The organism is Micromonospora sp. NPDC049799 (genome assembly GCF_040656655.1).
GTDB lineage: Bacteria > Actinomycetota > Actinomycetes > Mycobacteriales > Micromonosporaceae > Micromonospora.
Window position 1 is genome coordinate 38,568 of record NZ_JBFAMU010000001.1, and the last position, 24,572, is coordinate 63,139.

General features: G+C 69.4%; 30 protein-coding genes. 9 read left to right on the top strand and 21 right to left on the bottom strand.

The features are described from left to right. Positions 1-51: 51 nt before the first annotated feature. From AB0I76_RS00195 to AB0I76_RS00205, 3 genes are all read right to left on the bottom strand, one after another. Positions 52-723 carry a hypothetical protein gene (locus AB0I76_RS00195; protein WP_357027506.1) on the bottom strand — a complete coding sequence of 224 codons (672 nt, stop codon included), beginning with the start codon at positions 721-723 and terminating at the stop codon, positions 52-54. Positions 724-884: 161 nt separating this feature from the next. Then, a complete protein-coding gene (locus AB0I76_RS00200; protein ID WP_357027509.1) occupies positions 885-1,514 on the bottom strand; it encodes a hypothetical protein in 630 nt (209 codons plus the stop codon). After that, complete coding sequence (locus tag AB0I76_RS00205; RefSeq protein ID WP_357027512.1) at positions 1,511-1,813, bottom strand: hypothetical protein; 303 nt, start codon at positions 1,811-1,813, stop codon at positions 1,511-1,513. Before AB0I76_RS00205 ends, AB0I76_RS00200 begins: the two co-directional genes overlap by 4 nt. 293 nt (positions 1,814-2,106) lie before the next feature. Here AB0I76_RS00205 and AB0I76_RS00210 point away from each other — a divergent pair, with 293 nt between their 5' ends. From AB0I76_RS00210 to AB0I76_RS00230, 5 genes are all read left to right on the top strand, one after another. Beyond that, entirely contained in the window at positions 2,107-2,694 is a 588-nt protein-coding gene (locus tag AB0I76_RS00210) for a carboxymuconolactone decarboxylase family protein (RefSeq protein WP_357027515.1), read from the top strand. After that, a complete protein-coding gene (locus AB0I76_RS00215) occupies positions 2,691-2,864 on the top strand; it encodes a hypothetical protein (protein WP_357027518.1) in 174 nt (57 codons plus the stop codon). Before AB0I76_RS00210 ends, AB0I76_RS00215 begins: the two co-directional genes overlap by 4 nt. Continuing rightward, a complete protein-coding gene (locus AB0I76_RS00220) occupies positions 2,861-3,040 on the top strand; it encodes a hypothetical protein (RefSeq protein ID WP_357027521.1) in 180 nt (59 codons plus the stop codon). Before AB0I76_RS00215 ends, AB0I76_RS00220 begins: the two co-directional genes overlap by 4 nt. Before the next feature lie 218 nt (positions 3,041-3,258). Then, positions 3,259-3,396: a hypothetical protein gene (locus AB0I76_RS00225; RefSeq protein WP_357027524.1), complete on the top strand. Its 138-nt coding sequence runs from the start codon at positions 3,259-3,261 to the stop codon at positions 3,394-3,396. A 240-nt stretch (positions 3,397-3,636) separates the two neighbouring features. Then, complete coding sequence (locus tag AB0I76_RS00230) at positions 3,637-4,077, top strand: VOC family protein (protein ID WP_357027526.1); 441 nt, start codon at positions 3,637-3,639, stop codon at positions 4,075-4,077. A gap of 324 nt (positions 4,078-4,401) precedes the next feature. On the opposite strand, the gene AB0I76_RS00235 is transcribed toward AB0I76_RS00230, so the two are convergent. Then, positions 4,402-5,076: a uridylate kinase gene (locus AB0I76_RS00235; protein ID WP_357027529.1), complete on the bottom strand. Its 675-nt coding sequence runs from the start codon at positions 5,074-5,076 to the stop codon at positions 4,402-4,404. A 351-nt stretch (positions 5,077-5,427) separates the two neighbouring features. Here AB0I76_RS00235 and AB0I76_RS00240 point away from each other — a divergent pair, with 351 nt between their 5' ends. Beyond that, positions 5,428-5,868: a hypothetical protein gene (locus AB0I76_RS00240; RefSeq protein ID WP_357027532.1), complete on the top strand. Its 441-nt coding sequence runs from the start codon at positions 5,428-5,430 to the stop codon at positions 5,866-5,868. Between the two features lie 251 nt (positions 5,869-6,119). On the opposite strand, the gene AB0I76_RS00245 is transcribed toward AB0I76_RS00240, so the two are convergent. Together AB0I76_RS00245 and AB0I76_RS00250 are read right to left on the bottom strand one after the other, a co-directional pair. Next, entirely contained in the window at positions 6,120-6,644 is a 525-nt protein-coding gene (locus AB0I76_RS00245) for a hypothetical protein (protein WP_357027535.1), read from the bottom strand. A 111-nt stretch (positions 6,645-6,755) separates the two neighbouring features. Continuing rightward, a complete protein-coding gene (locus AB0I76_RS00250; protein WP_357027537.1) occupies positions 6,756-7,307 on the bottom strand; it encodes a GNAT family protein in 552 nt (183 codons plus the stop codon). Between the two features lie 50 nt (positions 7,308-7,357). Between AB0I76_RS00250 and AB0I76_RS00255 the strand changes: the two genes are divergently transcribed. Further along, positions 7,358-7,978, top strand: a complete 621-nt coding sequence (locus AB0I76_RS00255) for a TetR/AcrR family transcriptional regulator (RefSeq protein ID WP_357027540.1) — start codon at positions 7,358-7,360, stop codon at positions 7,976-7,978. Positions 7,979-8,332: 354 nt separating this feature from the next. On the opposite strand, the gene AB0I76_RS00260 is transcribed toward AB0I76_RS00255, so the two are convergent. The 5 genes from AB0I76_RS00260 to AB0I76_RS00280 all read right to left on the bottom strand — a co-directional run bounded on the left by AB0I76_RS00260 (position 8,333) and on the right by AB0I76_RS00280 (position 13,502). Then, on the bottom strand, positions 8,333-8,791 hold the full coding sequence (locus AB0I76_RS00260) for a hypothetical protein (RefSeq protein ID WP_357027543.1): 459 nt from the start codon (positions 8,789-8,791) through the stop codon (positions 8,333-8,335). 341 nt (positions 8,792-9,132) lie between these two features. After that, entirely contained in the window at positions 9,133-10,110 is a 978-nt protein-coding gene (locus tag AB0I76_RS00265) for a S66 peptidase family protein (protein WP_357027546.1), read from the bottom strand. A gap of 312 nt (positions 10,111-10,422) precedes the next feature. Beyond that, on the bottom strand, positions 10,423-11,112 hold the full coding sequence (locus AB0I76_RS00270; protein ID WP_357027549.1) for a hypothetical protein: 690 nt from the start codon (positions 11,110-11,112) through the stop codon (positions 10,423-10,425). A gap of 318 nt (positions 11,113-11,430) precedes the next feature. Further along, positions 11,431-12,345: an RNA polymerase sigma-70 factor gene (locus AB0I76_RS00275; protein ID WP_357027552.1), complete on the bottom strand. Its 915-nt coding sequence runs from the start codon at positions 12,343-12,345 to the stop codon at positions 11,431-11,433. Next, a complete protein-coding gene (locus AB0I76_RS00280) occupies positions 12,342-13,502 on the bottom strand; it encodes an FAD-dependent oxidoreductase (RefSeq protein ID WP_357027555.1) in 1,161 nt (386 codons plus the stop codon). Before AB0I76_RS00280 ends, AB0I76_RS00275 begins: the two co-directional genes overlap by 4 nt. A 155-nt stretch (positions 13,503-13,657) precedes the next feature. On the opposite strand from AB0I76_RS00280, the gene AB0I76_RS00285 reads away from it, so the two are divergent. Next, the gene (locus AB0I76_RS00285) at positions 13,658-14,617 is read left to right on the top strand and encodes a sulfotransferase (RefSeq protein ID WP_357027558.1); all 960 of its coding nucleotides are present in this window, start codon (positions 13,658-13,660) and stop codon (positions 14,615-14,617) included. Between the two features lie 6 nt (positions 14,618-14,623). Here AB0I76_RS00285 and AB0I76_RS00290 read toward each other — a convergent pair whose 3' ends face one another. From AB0I76_RS00290 to AB0I76_RS00325, 8 genes are all read right to left on the bottom strand, one after another. After that, the gene (locus AB0I76_RS00290) at positions 14,624-15,091 is read right to left on the bottom strand and encodes a hypothetical protein (RefSeq protein WP_357027561.1); all 468 of its coding nucleotides are present in this window, start codon (positions 15,089-15,091) and stop codon (positions 14,624-14,626) included. Positions 15,092-15,172: 81 nt separating this feature from the next. Beyond that, positions 15,173-15,886, bottom strand: a complete 714-nt coding sequence (locus AB0I76_RS00295) for a hypothetical protein (RefSeq protein ID WP_357027564.1) — start codon at positions 15,884-15,886, stop codon at positions 15,173-15,175. A 40-nt stretch (positions 15,887-15,926) separates the two neighbouring features. Next, a complete protein-coding gene (locus AB0I76_RS00300; protein ID WP_357027566.1) occupies positions 15,927-16,823 on the bottom strand; it encodes a sulfotransferase domain-containing protein in 897 nt (298 codons plus the stop codon). A 173-nt stretch (positions 16,824-16,996) separates the two neighbouring features. Then, positions 16,997-18,262, bottom strand: a complete 1,266-nt coding sequence (locus AB0I76_RS00305; protein ID WP_357027569.1) for a M28 family peptidase — start codon at positions 18,260-18,262, stop codon at positions 16,997-16,999. Continuing rightward, positions 18,259-18,495, bottom strand: coding sequence for a hypothetical protein (locus tag AB0I76_RS00310; RefSeq protein WP_357027572.1), 237 nt, complete (start codon positions 18,493-18,495; stop codon positions 18,259-18,261). The genes AB0I76_RS00305 and AB0I76_RS00310 overlap by 4 nt, the downstream gene beginning before the upstream one ends. 46 nt (positions 18,496-18,541) lie before the next feature. Then, positions 18,542-18,694 (bottom strand): hypothetical protein, encoded by a 153-nt coding sequence (locus tag AB0I76_RS00315; RefSeq protein ID WP_357027575.1) that lies wholly within the window; start codon positions 18,692-18,694, stop codon positions 18,542-18,544. A gap of 133 nt (positions 18,695-18,827) precedes the next feature. Further along, complete coding sequence (locus AB0I76_RS00320; protein ID WP_357027578.1) at positions 18,828-19,667, bottom strand: aminoglycoside phosphotransferase family protein; 840 nt, start codon at positions 19,665-19,667, stop codon at positions 18,828-18,830. A gap of 121 nt (positions 19,668-19,788) precedes the next feature. Continuing rightward, entirely contained in the window at positions 19,789-20,301 is a 513-nt protein-coding gene (locus AB0I76_RS00325; RefSeq protein ID WP_357027582.1) for a MarR family transcriptional regulator, read from the bottom strand. A gap of 116 nt (positions 20,302-20,417) precedes the next feature. Between AB0I76_RS00325 and AB0I76_RS00330 the strand changes: the two genes are divergently transcribed. Beyond that, positions 20,418-22,727, top strand: a complete 2,310-nt coding sequence (locus tag AB0I76_RS00330; protein WP_357027585.1) for an LLM class flavin-dependent oxidoreductase — start codon at positions 20,418-20,420, stop codon at positions 22,725-22,727. 16 nt (positions 22,728-22,743) lie between these two features. Here AB0I76_RS00330 and AB0I76_RS00335 read toward each other — a convergent pair whose 3' ends face one another. Both AB0I76_RS00335 and AB0I76_RS00340 read right to left on the bottom strand, forming a co-directional pair. Beyond that, on the bottom strand, positions 22,744-23,454 hold the full coding sequence (locus tag AB0I76_RS00335) for a DNA alkylation repair protein (RefSeq protein WP_357027588.1): 711 nt from the start codon (positions 23,452-23,454) through the stop codon (positions 22,744-22,746). 66 nt (positions 23,455-23,520) lie between these two features. Then, on the bottom strand, positions 23,521-24,504 hold the full coding sequence (locus AB0I76_RS00340; protein ID WP_357027591.1) for an NAD(P)-dependent alcohol dehydrogenase: 984 nt from the start codon (positions 24,502-24,504) through the stop codon (positions 23,521-23,523). Positions 24,505-24,572: the final 68 nt, after the last annotated feature.

Genomic DNA, 24,572 nt, shown 5'->3' on the forward strand with positions numbered 1-24,572 from the left:
CCGCCGCTGTGGCAGAACCAGCGGCGATCCGCCGGAGAACGCCTGGTCGGGTCAGCCAGCCGGCTGTGGTGTCGGATCACCGTCAGCGGCCCGACCGTCGCCGGGCGGATCCGCCGGCCCGGGACGCGAATGTTCGGGCCGGTTCGGATCCTGCGGAGGGACCGGGGGATCCGGCGGGGCGATCCAGCGGACCAACCGGTTGAGCCACCGCAACGGGCGGCGGCGATCCGCGTCCGCGGCCCACCACCGTGCCCACCAACCAGGGCGACGCCAGGCGATCAGGATCGCCACGGTCTCCGCGACGCATCCCCACCCGAGTACGGCGATCGCGGCCCACCGCGTACCGGTCAGGTCCTGGGGATCGGCCGGCACCAGGAGGACTGCCGCGCCGATCAGCAGAAACAGGACCCCCAGGTTGTAGTGGCGGCGGGCACGGCCGATCCAGAACCGCCACGCGGCCTGGTGACGTCGCAACTCCCACTGGACGACACGACGCCGCTGCAGGTCTGCGGCGTCCGGATACCAGGCGAGAGCTTCGCTCGGCGTCACGGAATAGCCACGAGCGCGGGCGTGCGACTGGACCGCCCGCAACAGCAGGATGATCGCCGCCCCGAACAGCAGCAGGGACAGGCTCGGCCACCTCAGGGCGTTCTCGATCTGCAGCACCAGGCCGAGCAGCGTGACCGCTGCCGCCGCCAGCAGCGGTGCCGCTATCCCGCCCAACCCATCAGCAGACTGGTAGGCACCGTAGGGATTCGGAGGAGCCACACCATGGCTGGCGAAATCCGTCGGTGGTCCATTGGGCTCTGTCGCCATCGGGCCATCGTGCCAACCGGCCGCCACAGGGGGACTTACCCGAGAGGTGCCGGCCTGGGAGCCCTCGCTCAGCGGCGACGCCTGGCGGTACCTCCGGCCTGGTTTCCCGCCGGGCGAGCAGCTGGGGAGGACGATCGGTTGCGCTGGCGGGGCGCCTTCTCCACGACGATGGCCCCGCAGGCGCCACAGAACCAGCTCCGACGCCACAAATCCCGGTCACGTTCGTAGCGGGTGCTGCTCTTCGCTACCCGCTCGCGATCGGCCGCCGCGTCGGCGCGGAACCTGAGGTACTGCCGGGCGGGCCAGAGCACTGCCGCGATCAGGGCGACCGTCGCCCCGACGAGAAAGAGGTCGTTGCTCAAGAAGGATGTGAAGACCCACAGCGCCAGCAGAATCACGAACGGACGGAGATACGGCCTGACGCGGAATGAGCGGTGCCGCAATCGTGGACGCCGGGGCGGTGCCACCCGCGACGCGAGGGAGTTGAGCACCATGGTGCCGTTGCGGACCCGCCGGGTGCTCTCCTCCCAGACGATGGCGGTCTGCCGCATCGGCGCGGCGCTGCACTGTGGGCACCGTTTACCGCCCCGGCCGTCGGCGATCTGGTTGACCACCTTGATGGACGCGGCGTTGTACTGGAGGTCGACCTGCTGACCGGCCTGGTCGAAGATCAGGTCGTCACCGCCTGGTTCGCTCACTGGAGGCCCTGCACGACGGTGGCGATGGCGGTGGCGATGGCGGCGGCCGGGCCGGCCACCTCCGCTGCGCGACGCAGCAACTCGACCGCCCGGCGTGGATCGCCGCCAGTGGACGCCGTGCGGGCCTGCTCCAGGTAACCGCGGACCGGCACCATCGCCTCGGCGTCGTTCTCGTGGGCCGCCCGGGAGATAAGACCGTCAATCTTCTCGACGAGGAGCCGGTGCCCCTCGTGGACGTGAATCGTCTCGCCGTTGATCTGATTCTGGACTCTCTGGTGCTGCTGGTGGAACGTGGCCACGGCATCTCCACATGCTGTCCATGCATCGAGGAAGGGAACGTTACCAAGGCGGTAACACGCGCCAGAAGACAGACGAGCGACCCCGTCTGTCGCCCTTCCGATAGCAGCCCGACCGCCGCCTACTGTTCCAGCTGGCCGACCGCGCCGTTGACGCAGCGATGGAGTGCACCGATGCCATCTGCGACGACAGACCAACGGATCCTCGGGCACGATGTCACATCCGCGGCCATGCCGGTGTCTTAATGGCGCGACGACACCAACCCGTCGGCGCAGTCACCGACACAGGAGGAAACGTGGAGCACACCCGCATCCCTGCGGCCGAGATCACCGGCGTCAAGGGAAGGCTGATCAAGCGGATGATCGAGAAGAAGCTAGGCAAGGTGCCGACGGCGGTGGGCGTCTACTGGCACAACCCCAAGGTGCTGTTCGCCAGCTTCGGCTTGGGCGGCAAGCTGCAGAAGTGGGACGCCTGCGACGAGGGCTTGAAGTCGTTCGCTCACATGGCGGTCGCGTCGCTGGTCGGCTGCACGTGGTGCCTGGACTTCAACTATTTCGAGGCCCGCAACAAGGGGCTCGACGTGGAGAAGGCGCGCGAGATCCCGCGGTGGCGGGAGGCGGACGTGTTCACTCCGCTGGAGCGCGACGTCCTGGAGTATGCCGAGGCGATGAGCCAGACACCGCCGACCGTGACCGACGAGTTGGTGGATCGGCTGCACGCCGAGCTGGGGCCTGCCGCGGTGGTCGAGCTCACCTCGGTGATCGCATTCGCGAACATGAGCACGCGTGGCAACGTGGCGCTCGGCATCGAGTCCGATGGCTTCGCCGCCGCGTGCGGCTTGAAGCCGCTGGCCGAGCGGCCGGCAGTACCGTCCGCGTCGTGAGCGAGGACCCCCTCGTCGCCCACCGCAGCCTCCTGTTCGCCGTCGCCTACGAGATGCTCGGCTCGGTCGCCGACGCCGAGGACGTGGTGCACCTGGCTGCGGTGGGCGACGTCGGTCGACGCCGAGCGCTACGAGGTGCGGAGCCCCGGGGGTACGTCGTGGGATCGTGACCCGGCTCTGCCTCGACCGGCCGCGCACGCTCGCGCAGCAGCGCGAGGAGTACGTGGGCGAGTGGCTGCCCGAGCCCTTGCTGACCAGCCCGGACGTCGCCGAGGACATCGAGTTCGCGGAGAGTGCGGCCACGGACGGTGGGGCCCGCATGACCGGCGTAACGTGCGCAGGATGACGCGGCGCGACGAGTCGCGCGGCGTCGACAGGTCAACGCTGCTGAGAGGTCTGCAGGCACGACACGGAAGGCATTGATATGCCGGCACTGATGGTGACTACATCACCTCACTGGACGGGTACGGTGCGGCCGAGGGCTGGCCGGGCTTGTGGGGCCTGGGGGGTCCGGAGTACTTCGCGTGGCTCGGCGAGGACGCCAAGAGTGAGTAGACCCTGCTGATGGGGGCGAACACGTACCGCTTGTTCGCCGGCTTCGCCGAGTCCGGCCAGGAGGGGATCGAGGAGCTCGCGGCCATCCCGAAGGTCGTGTTCTCCCGCTCCTCGGCTGCGGTCACTGCTGAGAGCGGTGCTGGTTGACCGGTACCGGGTGGTGGTGTTCCCCGTCACCAACGGGGTGACCGGCAGGGACCGGATCCACGACGGATGGCCTGCCGTGGCACTGCAGATGGTCGACTCGCGCACCTTCGACGACGCCCGCACCGAAGCCCTCCGCCGCCTCAAGCGACCTCGCTCACCCATCTTTCAACACCGTCAAACCAGCCCTTCGATCACGGCAGGCACCTCGTTCCGGCCGCGGTCTGACATAGGAGAGATTCCGTGTCCATCAGACTCGACAACGTCGGCATCGCCGTCCGCGACCTGGAAGCCACGATCGCCTTCTTCACCGACCTCGGCCTGACGGTGCTCGGACGCGCCCGGATCAACGGCGAGTGGGCTGACACCGCCGTGGGTCTGGACGGCAACACCGCGGACATCGCCGTGCTCCAGACACCCGACGGCAACGGTCGCATCGAGCTGTTCCAGTACGTGCACCCGGACGCGATCGAAGCCGAGCCCGTCCAACCGAACACCATCGGCATGCACCGCGTCTGCTTCGCCGTGGACGACATCGATGCAGCCCTCGAGGTCGCCACCAGGCACGGCTGTCACCCGCTCCGCGGCGTCGCCACGTACGAGGATGTCTACAAGCTCACCTACCTCCGCGGCCCCAGCGGCATTCTCGTGATGTTCGCCGAGAAGCTGCAGAAGGCGGATTGACGCCTGGGCCCGCCAGCAGCGCTCGAGGTGGCCGGGCCACGTCCGAGTGTGTTCTGAGGGCTGTGCTGGCCGCTGTCGTCGTCAGGGTTGGTGCACACGTCATCGAGCTACGCCCAGTCGTAGAACCTCGGCCTTCTGGAGCCGGCGCCTGCGGAACGGCGCAGCTGCGCCGAAGCGGGAAGGTCGGCGGCGATGCGGTCGGCGCGAACTCCGGTCTTGGCGAGTTCCTCCTCGGCGCGCCGGCCCGCGGCCGCAGCACACCACGGACCGCAGCCGACGTGGACTGCCGCCGACGTCCGCACCACCTGGTCGAATTGAGTGCGGTCAGTGTGTTCGGGTCTCCCAGACCGGCTGCTGCGGCTCGTCGTTGTGCACGATGATGTCGACGTGATCGGTCGGGCGGACCGTAGAGAAGTAGAACTGTTGGGACGGGATGTAACGCTCGCGCCAGCGCCGTTCGACCTCGACCCGGGAGGACACCCGGTGCTCTCGGACCACGGCACGATCCACCGTCTTCTCGAACGCGGTCGACACGAGGATGCGCAGGTCCCACCGATCAATCAGTTCCGGGCGCATGAGGAAGACGCCGTCGAAGACCAGTACGGCGTCGGCGGGGGCAGTCCTGATCGGTGGGGACAGGGCAGTATCGGTGGTGCGGTCGTAGACCGCGTATTGGAAGCGCCGATCTCCTGCCGGACCAAGCGGATCGAGCAGAACCCGGTTGAGCGCGTCGTAGTCGTGGGTGTCGAAGTAGCAGCCTTCGGCCGAGTACTCGCCGCGCGGATAGCGCTGTGCCCGGGGGAAGAGGAAATCGTCGATCGTCGCGCGGATGACGCTGCGGCCCTGTCTGCGCAGGACGACGGCCAGCTCGTCGGCGAGCGTGGTCTTGCCGGCGGCGGGCGGCCCGTCGATGGCAACCCGCGTCGGGTGTGCAACGGTGACGGATCCGACTGCCTCAGCCAGGCGGCCGAGCACCTCGTCGCGGGTGCCGTGGTCCATGTCCTGCCCCGTCCTGGTCTCGCGAAGGTCGCCGTGTCGAGCCGACCTTATGCCCGCCAGCCTTTCGTGCCCGTCACTCCCCGAGGGAACGAGATTGCCGCGGGCTGTGGTCGCGGCGCGCGACGGACTGTGATGCCGGCGCTGATCGCTCGGTATCGCGTTACCGGTCATGCCGCCGGCCGGGTGGCTGACCGGGTAGCGCCAACCGTCCCTCAAGTTCTGGCCCCCAGCTACGAGGGAAATTGCACGATGGCTCTCCGTTGGATGCACCGGTGAACTGTGAAATCCGCACGACTGACTGGTGACAACAGGAGGCTGGCCGTTGTGTGCCCAAGTCCGCAACCTGGATCCATGACAGGAACAGTGATCCACAAAGCCGCCTCCCCTGCTGTTGCCGTGCTGCGGAGCCCCGCGCTGTGGTTGGGCGTTGCGCTCGGGGCGATCGAGCTGACTGCCAGGGGCCCCTTCGACCCGTACAGCCCGACAACGTTCATCCCCCCACTCCTCGCCCTCATCTACCTGATCTTCGCCGCCTTTCGGCACGGTGCGGACCGGTCCGTCGCGATGCGGATCCAAGCCGTCGGGCTGGTCTGCTTCACCGCACTGTCGGTGGTTGCACTGGTCGTGGATCCGGCACTCGGCCGCCATGTGGTCGCGGCAGGCTGGCTGGCCCACGCCGCGTGGGACTTCGCCCACCGTGACGGCCGCGTCGTACCGAAATGGCTCGTACGGTTCTGCATGCCGTTCGACCTCCTAGTTGCCACCTCGCTCGTTGCGGGGACCTGGTCATGAAGCGAACGTTCGTAGAGGTGGCCAGGAGCTCGTGCTGCCATGCCGTCTCATCGGCGGCGCGTCATCGGTGCCGCCGTGTGCATTGCCGGTTCGGCGGTTCCTCGGCAGGCCGAAGAGCAGAGGGGCTCCCTTCGCATGGCACTCGAGACAGGTGGGAATCACCTTGCCACGGTGCCGAGCTTGCGATGACCCACTTGCCGGACGATCGGGCGTGGCAGTCACATGGGTCGCTCTGGGCCGTGTGCGTCAGGTCAGTCGCCGCTGTACCCCACGAAGTAGATTGCGCGCGGCACGTCGCCGTCGTACCCGATCACGTAGCGGCCGTGCCATCGCTCAAGGCCGGTCAGGGTGCTGTTCTCGATCGCCTCGGCAACCGTGGTGGCAGCCGGTCGGTGTGTACCGAACAGCTCGTCCAGTTCCTCGGCTGGCACCGGTGCCACCATGTGCGGTGCCGATGTGGCCGAGACCCCGGTCATGTCGATGATCGAGTGGGTTCCGGAGAACGGCTGCGACGCCAACAGTGAATTCGGATCTGTCACCTCGATCTGCGCAGCGCGCCATGCCGCTCGCGACATGGTGTCGTCCGGTTCCCAACCGTCGTCGCCGAACGCGTCGATGACGCTCTTTCGAATCTCGGCAAGGTCCCACGCGACATAGTCTTCTTCGCCCATCGAGCGGGCCTGACTGTTCGGCTCTTCACGATAGAACGAGCCCCGGGCGTACGCCTCGCGGCGAGCTTCCTGCAACGCGCGGCTGAGATCCTGCTGATACGGCACCTGCCAGCTCCACGCCGATGCGCCCACCGCGTTCCCTTCGCCTCGTCACCGGGCAGGAGCGTACGTGCCAGCCGCATCGAGTCGGGAAGCGCGTCAGCAGGCCACCTGACCTCACTGGCCCAAGGCCCGCCATTCGGGAGCGAGGACCGCCCAGAGCTGTTTGTCGTAGCGCACGCCCTCGTACGGCCATGCCTCGCGGCGTACCCCTTCCAGCGTCATCCCGAGCCGCTGGGCCACCGCGGAGCTGCGATCGTTGTCGGCCCGGCAGTGCCACTCGGCCCGGTGCAGCCCTCGGGACGTGAACGCCCAGTCCAGCAACGCGCCACAGGCTTGTGTGACCAGGCCGTGGCCCTCACCGGACGGCTCCAGCCAGCAACCGATCTCGCACGAGCCGACAGCGGCGTTGAAGTCGGTGAACATCACGCCGCCGACCAGCGCCCCGTACCGCCAGATGCCGTACAGACGGGCACCGTCGCCCGCTTGGCGTTCCGCATACCGCTGAAGTGTGGCCCGTGCCCCGCCCAGGTCATCGGTGACGAACGCAGGCCCGACCCACGGGCGAATGTGCTCACGCGCCCGGTCGAGGTGGTCGGCGAACTCTTCGGCGTGCCAGACCTCCAGCGGGCGGAGACAGGCGTCGTCGCGCAGCGGCAGCGAGAACATTGAGACTCCTCATTTGCATAACAGATGTTGTGGAAATGTACCGTGGTGGCATGCCACGTACCAAGGGAGATCACGAGGCGCGCCGACGCGATGTCTCCGAAGCGGTCTGGCAGGTCATGGCCGCACGCGGCTTCACCGGCCTGACCCTGCGCGCCGTCGCCGCCGAACTCGACGCGACCACCGGCCTGCTCACGCACTACTTCCCCACCAAGCGCGCCCTGGTGGAGTACGCCCTCGACCTGCTCGAACAGCGCACGCTCTCCCGCCCTCGCCGCGACTCGGGCAGAGGTATGGCCGCCCTACGGGACGCGCTGCTGGACATGCTCCCGTTGACTTCCGAAGCCACCGACAGCAACCGGATCTGGGTGTCCTCCTGGGACGCCGCACTCTCCGACCCCGCTTTGAGCGCCGACTACGGCCGCAAGTACGCCGCAAGTCGTGACAGGCTGAGCGAGCGGGTGGCTGCGGCCCAGGAGCTCGGCGAACTGCGCATCGGCGACCCTGCGGAGATCGCGGCCGGGGCTCAATCCTTCGTACTGGGTCTGGTGGTTCAGGCCCTGTTCGCCCCGGCAGCGTTCCCGCCACAGCGGCAGGTCCAGCTCCTCGACGACTACCTGGCCGCCCTGGTCGCCCCGGATCGCTCTGACGCCAGGCAGTCTGCGCAACGATGACGGCGAACCGCATGCGGTACGCACCCCGCAGATCGGTCGTGCTGCGGTGGGAACGGCCGTGATCGGGTGTCGGCGTCGTAGACGGTGACGGTGTGCTCGTCGAGGCGGGGGAGCGAGATGGGGCTGCGAGACCTCCCGTGACGGTGTTGCGACGGCCGTCGCCGTCAACGTCGACCAGGTGCGGCAGGTGGTCGGGCACCGCGGGCTGGTCCAGGTCGAACGTCTTAGCGGCGTCCTCGGCGCGGCCGTCCCGGCCGAACCGAAGAACGGGGGTGGGGCAGCCGATCAGCCCAGCCGCGCCACGGCGGGGCGGTCCTTCCGCCCCGCCGTGGTCCTGTTACGGCGTGGTCGAGGTCAGTCGCCGGCAGGCGGCGCCGTCAGTTCGGCGTGCCGCACCGTGTAATCCCCGCGAGTCACCGTGGCGAACGCAGCCGGCGCGAGGCACGTACCGACTCGGGCCGGGCCCCACTGGCCCGCCTCGTTCTGGTCGGCGCTGGCCGACCAGGTGAAGCCGACCCGGTCGCGGCCGCGACCGCGACCGCCGTCCTGCACGCTGAAACCGACCCGCTTGCCGAGGAACTCGCTGGCTTTCCCGTCGGCGCGGGTGACGATGCCGGTCAGGGTCGCATGACCGGGGCTGGTGATCATGCAGTCGACTGCCGCTTCGAACCGTACGGTGATGTTTTCGTTGGCCAGCCAGTGCGCGACCCGCACCGTGCCTGTCGCGTCCGCGGGCGATCCCTGCTCCCCGCCGGGAAGCGGGATCGGGCGGCTGTACGGCGCCGACCGGGCGTCGAAGGCGAACGAGCGCACGTCGCCGTCCTGGCCGTACGGCAGGACGAACTCCGCCGATCCGGTCACCCGCGCCGGTCCGCGGTCCGTAGCTCCGGCCTGAGCCGCGGGTGCCACCGTGATCATCATCGCCGCGGCGATGCCCCATCCGAGTGTTCTGCGCATGGTCGTCCTCCCGATCCGGCCGCGGGGCCGCGGCTCTGCGTGACCTTCACGGTCCGCGATGCGGGTAGGGGATCCATCCCCTCCGAGGGGGGAACCGCTCCCTCGCGTGCGGGAAAACGGACCCTGCCGGGATGGCTACCGGACACCGGCGCGGCGTGGGCGGGCCGGGCAGACGGCGGCCCACCGATCGGCGTTGCTCAGCCGACCGGCCCCGCTGTCACGTGCGGCTGTACCGCTGGTTCGAGCAGTGACAACGTCCGCTGCTGCGCGTCGAGGCCGACGCGGATACCGACCGGCATCGGCAGATTCGGGCCGGCGTGTCCGAACTCGACGTTCCCCAGGACCGGGATGTCACGGTCGCCGAGGACGTCGAGGACTATGTCGGCAAGGGTCGGGGACGCGTCGGGCGCCCCGAGCCCGTCAATCGCGTACGGGACTCCCACGACCATGCCGGAGATCCGATCGAGGATGCCGCAGTGTCGCAGCACCTGCAGATAGCTCCACACGTACGACGCTTGGCCGCCCATCTCCTCCCAGAACAGCACCGCGCCGTCGAACCATTCGAGCGGCAGCGCGTAAGGCGTCGCCTGCGTCAGTACGATGCGATTGATCACCCCGCCGATCAGCGGGCCTTCGGCACGACCGGCACGCCAGCACTCCCACGACGGGCTGGCAGGCAGCGCACCGATCGCCTCTGTACCGGTCAGCAACGTCAAGTAAAGCTTCTCAAGCTCCGCTCGGCGCGCTGCGGGCGCAGCCTGCCACGCCCCGCCCAGTCCAGGCGTGGCCAGGTCGGCGTGAAACCCGACCAGACCCGTACGTGCATGGAGCACCAGATGCAGCAACGAGATGTCGCTGTAGCCGAGGATCGGCTTGGGGTCGGCAGCGATCGCCTCGACGTCGATCAGGTCGAGGTAGCCGAGCGCCGTCTGGCCGCCGTCATGCGCGATGATGGCGCGCACCTCAGGATCACGCAGAAGAGCGTTGAATTCCGTGGCGATTTCCGCCGGCGTGGCCGCGCTCCACCAATGGTGCCGTCCTGCCTGGAGCAGCGGTGCCCGACGCACCCGGAATCCCATCCGCTCGAGCACGACGACCGCCTGTTCGAGGTCGGGCTCGTAAGCGGCATGGAGCGGCCCGGACAGCGAGGCGACAACGACGAGATCGCCGGGCACCAGGGCACGAGGTCGAAGCGGTCGAGGCAGTGCAGCACCGGTCACCGACGCAGTGTCCCCACGTGCGCGACAACACGCCACGCACATACCGATCGATCGCCCCAACCGAAGCCGTCAGCTTCCCTTCAGAGGCGAGAAGACTGCGCTACCACTTCTCTCGCCACCACACCGCAGCATTCCCGCGAGTCCCACGAGGACGATGCATCCAAAACCACCGCAGAGTAGTAGAGCAAGGGCACCGAACAGCCCGAAGTCCCCGTAGTCCACGGCCTGACCATACGTACGCGGGCAAGGTCGTGCGTCGGGTCCGGGCTACCGCTTCACCAGGTTGCGCAGCGCGGCGAGCAGCGACCGGTGGCTGACCTCGGCGTAGATCTTCTTGTCCGGACCGAACAGGACGACGTACGGGCAGGCCTGGTCGTCGCCGCCCATGGCCTTGTCGAGCAGCTTCCGGCCGGTCGCCACCTCGTACACCCGAAGGCGGTAACTGGCCTTCAACAGCGTCAACGTCTCCGGCTTCGGGTCGTCGTACGTGCAGCGGCGGATCGTCGCGCCGGTGCTGACCCGGTCCAGGCCGGCGACCATCTGCACGTCCTTCGGATCCTCCGACGCCCAGGTCTGTTCCACCCGCTTGGACAGGCCCTCGTCGTAGTAGTAGCCATTGTCCTGACGGCGGTGGCCTCCCGGGCCGTCTCCGATGAGCAGCACCACCGGGTGCGGGGCCTTGCCGGCGCGCTTGGGCGACTGGGGGTAGTAGAGGATGCCGTCACACACGTTGCTCAGATCGGAGATCTCGGCCGCGGGAAAGTCGCTGGGCTGCGGCCCCAGCGGCACCGGCTCCGCGCTCTCGGGTGCGCCAGGGCTCGGGGTCGAGCTACCGGCCGCGGCCGGCCGCCCCGTCTCCGTCGCCGGCCTGGCCGCGTCGCGCTCCGTGGAGCGCAGGAGGAAGGCCCCGCCGACCAGGCCCGAGCAGGCCACCAGCAGCAGTACGCTCAGCGTCACGACGGCGATGATCAGACCGCGGTGGCGGGATGGCGGGTCGGCTGGCAGCGGCGTCCCGATCGGCGCGGTCGTGATGGACGGCGTGAACGGCTCACCTGCCGCGGGTGGCGCCTGCGGCGGTGGCGTGCCGTGGATGGGTGCCGGCTCGGGCGCCGCACCGGCTGGCGGCGGCATCCATGCCGCGTCCGGATGGCGCTCCCCGTCCTCCGTCGATCCTGAATCAGATCCGGCCCCCGTGTCGGACATGTCCATCCCCTGTCGATCCCGGCGAAGCGCGAAATCTATCAAGATCCCCGCCGGGTGGGGGCCCGGACCGTACTAGCGGCCGGTCTCGATGCGGTGGACCGTCCGGGTGCCGACGGCGTGGAGTTTGTCGGGGTTGGCGACGTTGTGGATGCCCGCGATGCGGCCGTCCTCGTCGAGGTCGAGGGTGAGCGTGGCGATGACGCGGCCACCGCCGCTGAACACGATGCCCGCCCGGCCGTTCACCTCGACCACCTCGACCGCCATGTCGGCGGGCGCGACGCCCTGATAGGGGCGGGCGGCGATGCCCGCGAACCAGGCGGCGACCCGGTCCGCGCCGGTGACCGGCCGCATCGCCTGGCGGACCTTGCCACCACCGTCGGTCCACAACGTCACATCCGGTGCGAGCAACTGCATCAGCATGTTGATGTCCCCGCCGGTGGCGGCGCTGAGGAAGCGCTCGGTGACCTTCCGCTGCCGCGCGTGATCGGCCGGGAAGCGTGGCCGCCGGGCCTGCACGTGCCCGCGGGCACGGTGCGCGGCCTGGCGTACGGCGTCCTCGGAGCGGTCGACGGCCTCGGCGATCTCGGCGTAGCTGAAGCCGAAGGCCTCCCTCAGGACGAACACCGCGCGCTCCAGCGGGGTCAACGTCTCCAGCACCACGAGCAGGGCCATCGACACCGCGTCCGCCGCGGTCACGTCGTCGGCGGTGTCGGTGCTGGTCAGGATCGGCTCGGGAAGCCACGGGCCGACGTACGTCTCCCGCCGGACCTGGGCCGACCGCAGCCGGTCGAGCGCCAGGTTCGACACGATCCGCGCCAGGTACCCCTTGGGGTCGGCCACCCGCGACCGGTCGGCCGCCGACCATCGCAGCCAGGCGTCCTGGACCGCGTCCTCGGCGTCGGCCGCCGTGCCGAGGATGCGGTACGCCACGGAGAACAGCAGGTTCCGATGCTCGTCGAACACCTGCCCACGCGGGTCGAGGGTCATCGGGTGTACCGGCCGCCGCGACGCCACGCGAACAGGCCCACGGACGGGAACTTCTTCAGCCGAACGTACGACGGCCACGGCGACGAGCTCACCGTCTCCTTGTACCAGACGGCTGGGCGGCCGGTCAGGCAGAGTTTCCTGGGGCTGTCGTCGGGGTGGGTGAACTGGACGACCGCGTCGTGACGGCCCAGGCTGACCGGGGCGTGGAGATACCCGAACCGGAACCGTCCAGGCTGTCGGCCGGTCAGCTCACGCGCGATCGACAGCGCGGCGTGCACACCGGTCGGCATGCCGCCCTGGCAGGTGCCGTGCATGACCCCGTAACCCTGCCGGATGGCGGCCGCGTCACCGATCGCGTACACCTGCGGGTGCGACACCGACCGCAGCGTGTGGTCGGTGAGGATGCGGCCGCGCTCGTCGACCCGCAGACCCGCCGCGGCCGCCAGCGGCGACACCCGCACCCCGCTGGTCCACAGCACCAGGTCGGCCGGGACGCTGTCGCCGTCGGCGAGGTCCACCGCCTCGGGCCGCACCTTGACGATCTCGGCACCGCTCACGACGCGCACACCGAGCCGGGTGAGCGCGCTCTGCACGTACGCCTTCGCCTTGGGTCCCATCGTCGATCCCGGCTCCTGCCTGCCGATGAGCACCACGTCCAGGGTGGGGTGCCGTTCGGCGATCTCGGCCGCCGCCTCGACACCGGTCAGCCCGCTGCCACAGACGGCCAGGGTCCCGGTTCCCAGGTCGGCCAGCCGCCGCGCCAGGAGCTCGGCGTCGTGGGCGCTGTTCAGGGTGTACGCGTGGTCGTCGACACCGGGAACGGCGGCGGTGTCGGCGACCGAGCCGAGCGCGTAGACCAGCCGGTCGTACTCCAGCACCCGCTCGTCGTCGACGCAGACGGTACGCGCGGCAGCGTCCACGCCGGTGACCCAGCCGTGCACGAAGTCCACGCCGGTGCCGTCCAAGAGGTGCGGGATGCGCAGATCGGCCAACTGCTGCCCGGACGCGGTCTGGTGCAACCGCAGCCGCTCGGTGAACCGCTCGTCGGCGCTGACGACGGTGATGCGTACGCCGTCGCGGCGCTTCGTGCGCGCGGCCAGGCTCACGGTCGCTGCCATGCCCGCGTACCCCGCGCCGAGGATCACGATCCTGTTCATGTGCCTGCTCCTTCTCGTGTTGAGGACAACCTCGAAACGAGAGGGCGAGGATCCGTCGTGAAGCGGAGTGACGGGGGTCACAGCAGGGGGAACCGGAATCGGGCGAGCGGCATATGTCGTTGCGCGAGCGCGGTGCCGAGACTTAGCTGAACGCCATGTCCGCACCTTCACCGATCTTCGTCGCGGGTACGGGTCGTTCGGGAACATCGCAGCTCGCGGACATTCTCGGTGACCATCCGCAGATCCACAGGATTCCGATCGAGACCCGGTTCATCGTCGATCCGGGTGGCCTGCGCGACCTGGCGGACGCACTCACGATTCGGTACGACCCGTACGTCGGGAACGACGCCCTCCGCAGGCTGAGCGACATCCTGACGGTGCGACTTGTCGGCAGGCGCGACAGAGATCGTGGTCATACCGTTCCCGTGGCCATCGGCGAGCGTCACTACTGGGACGCGGTGGGACGGCTGTGGTCGGAGCTCGTCGAGAGCACGTTCGACGAGTCCGTGCCCGGGGCAGGGTTCGGGCATGCCACCTGGCCTGCCGGGCCGTTCGAGCCGCAGAGCTACCGGCGGGCGGTCCCGAGGTACTTCGGCGATCGGCGCGAACTGATCGAGATCCTTCGTCGCGCCGTCGACACGATGTTCGGCGGAGCGGCTGCCGACGCGGGAAAGCCGACCTGGTGCGAGAAGACACCGTTCAATCTTCTGTGTATGGACTTCCTCTGGGAGCTCGTCCCTGAGGCGACCATCGTCCACATCAAGCGCCATCCGGTCGCGGTGGTCGCCTCACACGTCGACCAGCCATGGGCGCCGCCCACAGTCGACGGCGCGCTCGCCTGGCTCAAACCGGTCTACGACCGATGGCTCGCCTGGAAGGGCACGGCCGACCTGACGAACAGACGATACGTGGAGGTGAGGGCCGAGGACCTCGCGGCCGACTGGCCCGAGCAGCGCCGGGCCCTGTTCGAACTGCTCGGCGTCGACGACTTCGCCACCAGGTCGACGTTCCAGTCACACAGGCTGGAGAATCGCAATGACCAGCTCGACCCTGGAACCCGTGAGTTCGTCCGACGAGCACTTGGCGGTGTTATCCCCGCCATGGGCTACGCCTGACCGGATTCAGTCGACACGCAGGATCACCGACGGGCCGGTCAGTTCCTGTTCGGTGTACTGGCGGGGGTCCTGGTCGGCGACCATGACCAGGTAGGCGTCCTGCCCGGCCGGCACGCGAGGGGCGGAGAACGAGAATCGGCAGGTGCCGTCGGCGAGAGTCTGCGGATCGGTCAGCGTCCCGCCGGCGAACCCGCCCGTGGTCGTGATGAGCACCAGGGCGCCGTCGACGACGTCGGCGTGGGCGCCGGTGCCGGCGCAGCCGCCGCGGTCGTCCCTGGTGAAGGATGTGCCGTCGCCGAGCACCACCGCGCCGGAGACCATGAAGGTTTCGGTGGCCGGCCGGCTCGCCGCGCTGGGGGTGTTCGGTGCGCGGGTGTTGAGGAACATGGTGAGGGCGAGCGCGAGCCCCGCGGCGGCACCGGCCCACGTCCACACGGGGCGCCGTGAGGTCGGCTCCGGGTGCAACGGCTGCATGGGATCCCCTGGGGGTCGGCCGCCGGCGGTGCGGCGGGACGGTCACGGGAGTGTGGTCGAAGGCTCGTCCTACCACGGTCTTCAGACCAGGAGACGCTCCCGCATCCTCGCGCCCAGATTGATCCCGCCTACCGTGCGAGGACTGGACGCGTCGTGTACGTCGAGGTTGTTGTTGCGGCGCATCAGCTCACGGACCGAAGGTGGCAGCCGGGGCGGGTCGTCCATCACTGCGAGGACCTGCCCGGCGCTCGAGATCAGTCGATCGGCCAAGGCGGCGGCGTCGGTGTCCAGGCGTACCCGGCCGTACTCCCAGCCGGCGGTGGTGAGGTCGAGCACCTCGAACACGCGGGTCAGGAGCGGGTTCGGGTCGGTCACCCGATGGAGCCGGGGCGCCTGGCCGCCGACCACCGCGACGGCGGCGGCCAGCTGCGCGTACGGGTGGAAACCGCATGGCAGCGCGAAGAGTGGCCACCGCAGCGCCGGGCCGGCCTCCTTCCACAACGGCCGGTAGTTCCGGCGGTGTACCAGGAGCCGCCGGCCCGTCCGTCGGTGCACGTCGTGGGCCTGTGCCTGGAGGTCCGCGTGGGCTTCGTCGGCGACCTGGCTCACGATCCGGGCCGCCACCACCAAGCCGTCATCGCTGTTGAGCAGGCCCGTGACCGCCTCCACCTGCTCGGGAAATCGGATCTGCACGCTGGCGCCGTACCGGTACTGGACGTCCCGTAGCAGCGCCTGCTGCCGCCCCGCATCGAGCCGAACCCGCCCGCTGCCCAGCAACCGCCGGAGCCATCGCATGTCGCCTCGTTTCAGCAGTCCGTCCCGAACGGCGGCCATGCTAGTGCGTCGGACCCCACTCCGATGGGGACGGGGTGGCGTCGCGTGCGGGATAGCCGAGGACCTCCACGAGATCTCCCGTCGCCGCGGTGAAGGCCTCGTAGATCTCGTCGTCGAAGTGATTACGCCAATCGCCGGCCTTGCCCTTGCGGTAGTGGGAGATCTGCCCCGGGATCCCTACGTCTTTCCGCATCTTCGAGAAACTGTAGCGGGCGAGGAGTGCCTCCAGTTCGGATGGTGGCAGCGCGATCCCGCAGTGCCGCATCATCTGGTCGACTTCATCCATCTGCCGTTCGCCGGTCAGGTCTTCGTACCGGAACAGGCGGAAGGTCTCGGAACTCGGAGCGACCGCCCACGACCGAAGCTGTTTGAAGAGGTATTTCTTGGAGAGGCGATCGATGACGTGCAGCAGCCCCTCCTTCATCGGCGTCTCCTGCAGGACTTTGCGCGCCTGCGGGATGTCACCCATCGGCGCGTGCGAGTTCCGCAGGGAGAAGTAGCTCGAAACGACGATGTCGCGCGGATCCCGAATCACGAAGAACGCGCGGTGGTTGTCGGGTTTCGTGATTTGCTGGAAGCGCGGGTAGGAATGGAAGAGTGCCAGGGCTGCGCGGCCGGGTGGTACGACAGGCAGGGAGCGTCGCTTGTAGAAGCGCGGGTCGAAGGGCAGCAATCCGGAATAGCTGTAGACCACGGGATCACTGAACAGAGCCTTGATCCATTGGCTGCCCGTCTTGTGTACCGTGCAGTGATAGATGTTCTCGTACTCGCACCGGGCGATCACTGGAACCGTGAGCCGCATTTTGGTGTTGCGCGCTTCGAGTTGTGCTCGTCGCGCCACGATACGCATCGAATTGGGTGTGTGGTGCTTGGTGAACTTGACGGCGCGATTGATCATCTCTCTAGCCTAACCCGTGCCTGTGGAGCAGTGAGATTCGGAGTCTTGTCCAGGTGAACCGTGTCGGCGAGAACTTCAGGATTCACCCGCTCCGTCCCGTACGCCGACATGCCGCTAGGAATATCTCCGACGGTCCTATTTATGTCAATCCCCTGCAGGCGGCAACTGGTTGATCACTCCCGGGCACGGCGGACGCGCCGGGACCTCGACGCACACCTTCGCGACGTTGGTAGGGGCAGCCGGCGCGATGACACGAGTTGGGCGACGGTGGCGATGATCAGCCGGGCTGCCCGGTCGAGGGTGTCCGGCTCGACGCGGTCGGGGGTCTCGGCCGGGGTCTGGTAGCCGGGCATACCCATGCCGATTCCGACCGCCGCAAACCCGGCGGCGGCGTAACGGCGGTTGTCCGACGGCATCGCTGCTGCCTTCAACGGCACGTCGACCTGCCGACCGGCCGCGTCGAGCGCAGCCAGCAGCGGTCGTGCGGGACCACCGGCCTCGACATGGGCGGCGTCACCGAGTTGCGCGGCACCGTCGAGGTTGATGACGAACGTGCCCTCTTCGACGAACCGGGCGTGGTGCCCCGAGCCGTGCGCTCCGGTCTCCTCAGCGTCCAGCAGCGCCACCGCCAGACCGACCTCGGGCGGCAGGGTCAGGTGGAGAACGTGTGCGGCTTCGAGGCTCGCGGCAACTCCCGACGCGTTGTCGCACGCGGCCGGGAACCGCGCGTCCGGGTCGTCGCCGACGCCATCGAAATGGGCCGTCAGCAGGACGGCCAATGTGCCCGCCTGCGGCGGGCGGAACGTGGCGACGACGTTCGACCCGATGACGTCGACCATGTGCAGCGGCATCGTCGCCGTCACCGTCGCACGTCCGACGGCGCCGCGCATCTGGTCGTGGATGTCTGACCTGACCGCAAGCACCGGAAGATCCACGGTGGCCGGTCCGACGATCATCTTCGGCATCCAGCCTGCCGCGTCGGTGCCGCGGGGGACGAGCAGCCCGGCAGCTCCGGCTGCCGCAACGGCAGCCGCCCGCTCCGGCGACCACGCATCCTCCAGGACCCACGCGCCGGCCAGATCGAGGTCGCCCACCGCGGCGAGCGGTCCGGTGCGCGACCGCGGTAGATCCGCCGAGGCCAGGTGCTCGCAGAACTCCCGCCGGAACACCAGCGACCGCGAATCGCCGTCGACGAACACCAGCTGCGGCGTCGCGTACACCTCGCGGACCGCACCGGGCACCGCGAACTCGTCCAGGTCGACCGTGGCCCCGGCCGCGCGCAGTTGCTCGGCGAGCCAGTGCGCCGCGGCGCGGCCTCCGGGGCTGCCGGTACGGCGCCCGGCGAAGTCGTCGCCCGCCAGCCTGGTCACGATCGCCTGCATCCGCGAGACGTCCGGGCCGACGCCGGCCGGCGTCGGCCCGAGGACGGGAGAGGTCACCCGCAGCACCCCGCACCCGACGCGACCGCCTGCTCCTTCGCGGCCGACCCGCAGCAGCTGCCCTCGGCCTTCGCCTCGGCGGCTGTGCCACAACACGTGCTGACCTGCGTCTGCTCGGCCGTGTCGGTCGTGGTGGCGGGGCTGCCGCAGCAGCCGCCCGCCGACGCGGGCGGGTTCAGCGCCTCGGCTGGATCGCCGAGGAAGCCGCCGGTCCGGTTGGTGTTCGTACTCATCTCGTGCTCCTTCGATTCGGGTCGTGCTCCGGCGATGGATGTGGTGTCAGCGCAGCAGTCCGGGGGTGTGGAGCGCCTTGACCCGCATCCGGTCGACACGGGCCTGTGCACGGCACTCCACGGTGCAGACCTGGCCGCACCGCTCGCAGAACTCGACACCGCGCAGCTGCTCCCGGCGCTGCCGCAACCTGGTGAACATCACTCACTCCTTGCCTAGATAGCTGTCGAATCAGCAGTCAGGAACACAGCTTGCACCTTGATTAGAGATTCGTCAACCTAGAGATATGTCGAAACAGGCTATGGGTCAGCCGCGCAGGCGGCGCGGGAGAGGATCAGGCCGCGTAGCCGGGGTCGGCGACGGACTCGGCGATGCGGGTCAGCCAGTGCAGGTCGTTGGCGCGCGATTCTGAACTGGCTTCGGAGCTGAGGATGCCGCGTAGGAATGCGGTGACGTCGTCGAGGTGTCGTTCGCTGCGGTAGTAGCTCAGCAGGGTGTGGTCCGGCTCCAGGGGCCCATAGCCTCGACCGAAGAGCTCGGCGCGGTGGGCGTTGATCGGGTGGTCGCCGAAGTCCTGGCTGTAGACGAACATCAGGTCCCGCTCGGGCGGCGCGAGAATCGGCGCGTCCCAGTCCACGACATGCAGGGGGCCGTCGCCGTCGGCGATCAGGTTGCCGGGGTGGATGTCGGCGTGGCAGATCACGTGTCGAGCCGGCGTCACGCGGGCGGCGAGCTCATCGACCGTTGCCGACAACCGGTGCAGCGCGGCACCGTACCGGTCCCAGAAACCGCCGAGGGCCTCGCTCGCCGCAGCCTGCCTGCCGAGGATTCGCAGTCGCTCGCCCGCGCTCGAGCGGTAGGTCTCGACCGCCAGGGCCGCGGCGATGTCGGCGCTCGGCGTGACCGCGTGCAGCCGACCGAGGAACTCGCCGTACTCGATCCACTGACGGTCGGTGAGACCGCGGCCCCACAGACTGCCGCCATCGTGGAAGGGGTAGAGCAGCAGGCGGTAGTTCCCGAACCCGCGACCGGCTCCGCCGTCGGGAAGGTCGATCGGCGCCACGACCTGCCGGAGGCCCTGCGCTCGGAGAAAGCCGGGCAGCAGGACGGCCGACCGGGTGAACTCGCCGCGGCGCATCTTCAGGAAGTAGCGCTCGCCGTCCGTGGTGTCCACCTGGTACGCCCACGCTTCCCCGTCGAGCCCGACGGCATGAACGCGAGGTCGGCGACGTCCACGGCCCAGGCGGCGGCCACCTCGGCTGCCAGCAACCGCTCGTCGGCACCAGGCTTGTCGATCACGGACGGAGCGTCACGCTGGACACCGCGGCGCACGGGTCCGTGCCGGGTGCGGCGGCGTGGATCGCCTCGGCGGCACGCCCGGCGAGGTCGCGGAAGACGCCGCGCTGCTCCTCGGGCAGCCCGCCCAGGACGCGGTCCTCGACGTGGGCAACCCGGCGCTCGGCCTCGGCGAGTGCCTTCCGCCCAGGCTCGGTGGCCACGATCCGGCGGGCGCGCCGGTCGCGTGGATCCAACTGCCGCTCGATGAGACCGGCGTTCTCCAGGTCGTCGATGACGTACGTCAGAACGCTGCGGTCGATCACCAGGCGGGCCGCCAGTGCTGCCTGCGTGGGCACCTCCTCGTGGACGACCACGGCCAGGATGTGGTAGCCCCGGCTGCCGTGCGGCAGGTCCTTCAGCGCGTCCTCGACCTGCTCGTGCCAGCGGCGCAGCACCATCCCCAGCGACCAGCCGAAGGTCGAACCGTGCTGGCGGTCGGCCGGTAGCTCGCAGGGGTCCGTGGCGGCCATGGGGCGATGCTAACGCGGTTCAACCCGGGGAATTATTGGGCCGTTCGATGAGTTGCCGATCAAACGAGTTGGTTTGCAAATGATGGGTTGATCAGAAGACCATGGGACGGTAAGAGATGCCTGATTACGGTCACGAACTTCTGTTCGGGACGTTCCTGACGCCGAGCGCCGAAGACCCGGATCGGGTGATGGCGCTGGCCGAGCTGACCGAGGCGGCGGGGCTCGACCTCGCCACCTTCCAGGACCACCCGTACAACGCCGAACTGCTCGACACGTGGACCCTGCTGAGCTGGGTCGCGGCCCGTACGGAACGACTGCGCGTCTCGGCGAACGTCCTGAACCTGCCGCTGCGCCCGCCGGCCGTGCTGGCCCGCGCCGCGGCGAGCCTGGACCGGCTGTCCCACGGCCGGTTCGAACTCGGCCTCGGTGCCGGCGCCTTCTGGGAGGCCATCGAGGGCATGGGCGGTCGCCGGCTGACCCCCGGGCAGGGCGTCGCGGCGCTGCGGGAGGCGATCGACGTCCTGCGCGGGGTCTGGGACGACACCGCCCCCGAACCGCTGCGGCGGGACGGACAGTACTACCCGATCCCCGGCATGCAGCGCGGCCCGGTGCCGGCGCACGACATCGGCATCTGGCTCGGCGCCTACCAGCCGAAGATGCTGGCGTTGACCGGCCAGAAGGCCGACGGCTGGCTTCCGACGCTGGAGTACCTGCGGTCGCCGGACCGGGCGACCGCCAACCGGCTCATCGACGAGGCGGCGGTCGGGGCGGGACGCGACCCGCGCGAGATCCGGCGGCTGCTCAACCTGTTCAAGGTCGACGTGTCGTCGCGTAGCCGCGGCTTCCTGCAGGGACCGTCCGAGCAGTGGGTCGAGCAACTCCTCCCGCTGGTTGTCGAGGAAGGGTTCAGCGCCTTCCTGATCGGCCGCGACGACCCACGCCTCATCCAGGCGTTCGGGCAGGAGATCGCACCCGCGCTGCGGGAGGCCGTAGCCAAGGAGCGTGCGGGCAGCGGAACCGGCAACGGACCGGTCCGCGCGGCCGTTGCTCTGGCCAGGCGTCAGCCGGGCCTCGACTACGACGCGCTGCCCGCGTCGCTGGCCACCCGAACCGTCGAGCCCGGCGACCCGGAGTACGACCACGTACGCCACACCTACAGCTGGCAGGGGTCGCCGGCCCTGGTGATCCGTCCGCACGACGCCGCCGAGGTGATCGATGCGGTGGCGTATGCGCGGACGCAGAAGGTCCCGCTGTCCGTACGCAGTGGCGGGCACGGCATCAGCGGCCGGTCGACGAACGACGGCGGAATCGTCGTCGACATGTCGAGGATGAACAGGGTCGAGGTGCTCGACCGGGCCACCCGTCGGATCCGGCTCGAGCCGGGCGCCCGCTGGGGGCAGGTGGCCCGGGCGCTCGCCCCGTACGGCCTGGCGATGAGCTCGGGCGACTACGGCGACGTGGGCGTCGGAGGCCTCGCCACCACCGCCGGCATCGGATACCTGGTGCGCAGGTACGGCCTGACCATCGACCACATCGTCGCCGCCGAGATCGTCACCGCGGACGGCCACCTGCTCCGCGTCGACGACGAGCATCACCCCGACCTGTTCTGGGCCCTCCGGGGCGCCGGTGGGAACTTCGGTGTCGTCACCGCCCTCGAGCTGGAGGCGTACGAGGTCGACAACGTCGTCTACGCCCAGCTCGTCGTGGACGCGACCGACACCGCCCACCTGCTGCGCCGGTGGGGCCGGCTCGTCGAGGAGGCACCGCGGGACCTGACCAGTTTTCTCGCCCTCTTTCCCGGCCGTCGCGGCAACCCGCCGATGGCCCAGGTCACCCTGGTCCACGCCGGAGCGGACATCGAGGCGGCGCAGTCCGCCCTGAGCCCGTTCCTGGAGATCGGGCCGATCCTCGACCAGCAGGCGCAGCTCGTACCGTATCCGGCGATCGTCGCGCCGCCCGGCAACCAGCATCGGGGCCAGGGACTGAACGACAGCCACAGTGGCCTGTTGCACCACATCACACCGCAGGCGGCGGACCACATGGCAACCATGATCCGTTCCGGCGACGTGATGATCATGCAGCTCCGCTCCGTCGGCGCAGCGGTCAACGACGTCGCCCGCGACGCCACCGCCTACCCGCACCGGGAGCAGAACTTCTCGGTACTCGCCGCCACGGTTGCCGACCGCAGGCCCGGACTCGACAAGCTGTGGGCCGAGCTGTACCCGCACCTCGACGGCATGTACCTCAGCTTCGAGTCCGACACCGACCCGAAGCGACTGCTCGACGCCTGGCCCGAGCCCACCCTCAGCCGGCTGCGCGCCGTCAAGGCCACGTACGACCCGGACAACGTCTTCAACCGCAACTTCCCCATCCCCCCGGCGACGCCCGGTGAGGGAAGCGAAAGGAAGGCCGACGATGTGGTGTGAGAACGCCCCTGGTCATCTACACCACGCCGGACAGGTACTCCTGACGTCGCTGCGGGTCGAACTTCTCGATCGCGTACCGCAGCATGACCCGCGGCATGACCCGGTAACGGGGGGCCAGAAACTCCTCCTCCGCAGCCCTGTCACGGTTGCCCACCTCGCGCAGCATCCAGCCCACCGCCTTCTGCACGAGGTCGTGTGGGTCGCGCAGCAGCCGGTCACCGAGGCGGAAGGTCCAGTCGAAGTCGCCGGCCCTGATGAAGGCGAACGTCGCCATGACGGCGATGCGCCGGTCCCACACCCGGCTCGACCCGGCCAACCGGTCCAGGACGCTCCGGTCCTTGTCGACCAACCAGGGGCCGACGATGTACGGCGCGGACGAGTCCACCAGGTCCCAGTTGTCGATGTGGCCGGTGTGGGCGAGGACGAGGCTGAAGATCCGGCCCCGTTCCTCCTCGTCTGCCTTGGCGAACTTCCGCACCAGGATGAAGATCGACGTCAGCCGCTCCTCGTGCACGCTGCCGGTCAGCAGCTTCGCCGTGTCGGCCAGGGAGAGGTCGCGCCAGTAACGGGCGGCCACCCTCCGCTGCTCCGGTACGGAGACGCCGATGGCCCGGTCGCCCTCGCCGTACCCGCCGGGCGTCATCTGCAGGAACCGGCTCACCGCCTCGGCCCGCCGTGGGTCCGCGAGGCTGGCGAGGTCGTGACGGACGTCGGCGGTCGTGGCCATGACTGTGCAACCTACCGGCGAGGGTGGCGTGATCGCCCCGACTCGTACGGCGGGATCTATGGCAGGTCAGATGGTGACGACCACCTTCGCCCGCGCGTGTTCACCCTCGAGGTACCGGATGGCGTCGGGCACCTCGTGGAGCGGATAGGTCCGATCGATGACCGGGGTGAGGCGGCCGGCCTCGGCGTGGGCGCGGAGCGTGTCGAGGTGTTGCCGGCCGGGTGCCGCAGTGAGTGTGACGATGCGGTGGCGAACGAAGGGTGCCACCAGCCGCCCACGTGCGATGAGCCGGATTGGCCCGACGAGACTGCCGCCGCGGTACACGCCGCCGCCGGAGAGCACCAGCGTTCCGGTCGGGGTCAGCGCCCGCCGGAGCGCGGTGAGCGAGCGGTTGCCGACCAGGTCGAACACGAGGTCGTGGCGGCGGGTGTCCCGGGTGAAGTCGTCGCGGGTGTAGTCGACGACGTGGTCGGCGCCGAGGGAGCGGACCAGGTCGACGTTGCGGGTGCTGCACACCCCGGTCACGGTCGCGCCGAGCACCTTGGCCAGTTGCACGGCCAGGGTGCCGACACCACCGGAGGCGCCGTTGACGAGGACACGGTGTCCGGGCTCGACCTGCCCGACGTCGCGCAGTCCCAGGAGCGCGGTGACGCCGGCCAGCGGCAGGGCGGCGGCCTGCTGCGGCGTCAGGTTCGCCGGCTTCGGCGCGACCAGCGTCTCGGGCACGCACACGTACTCGGCGAACGCGCCGTTGGCGTCGCCGAGGTCGCCGAAGACGGCGTCGCCCGTGCGCACCGTACGAACGTGGGCGCCGACCGCCTCGACCCGGCCGGCGAAGTCGCGGCCACGGATGCGCGCCCGGGGTCGGGACGGCCCCATGGCCAACCGTCCCAGCCGGGGATCGCCCCGCATGACATGCCAGTCGTACGCGTTGAGCGCGGCGGCCTCGACCCGTACGAGCACCTCGCCGGCGGCCGGCACCGGCGCGTCGACGTCCGCAAGCGTGAGCGTCTCCGGCGGGCCGTATCGATCCTGGACGATTGCCTTCATGTCCACCTCCCGTCGGTGTACGGCGTACGCCTTGTGTGGGAACCGTAGGTGTACGCCGTACACCTGTC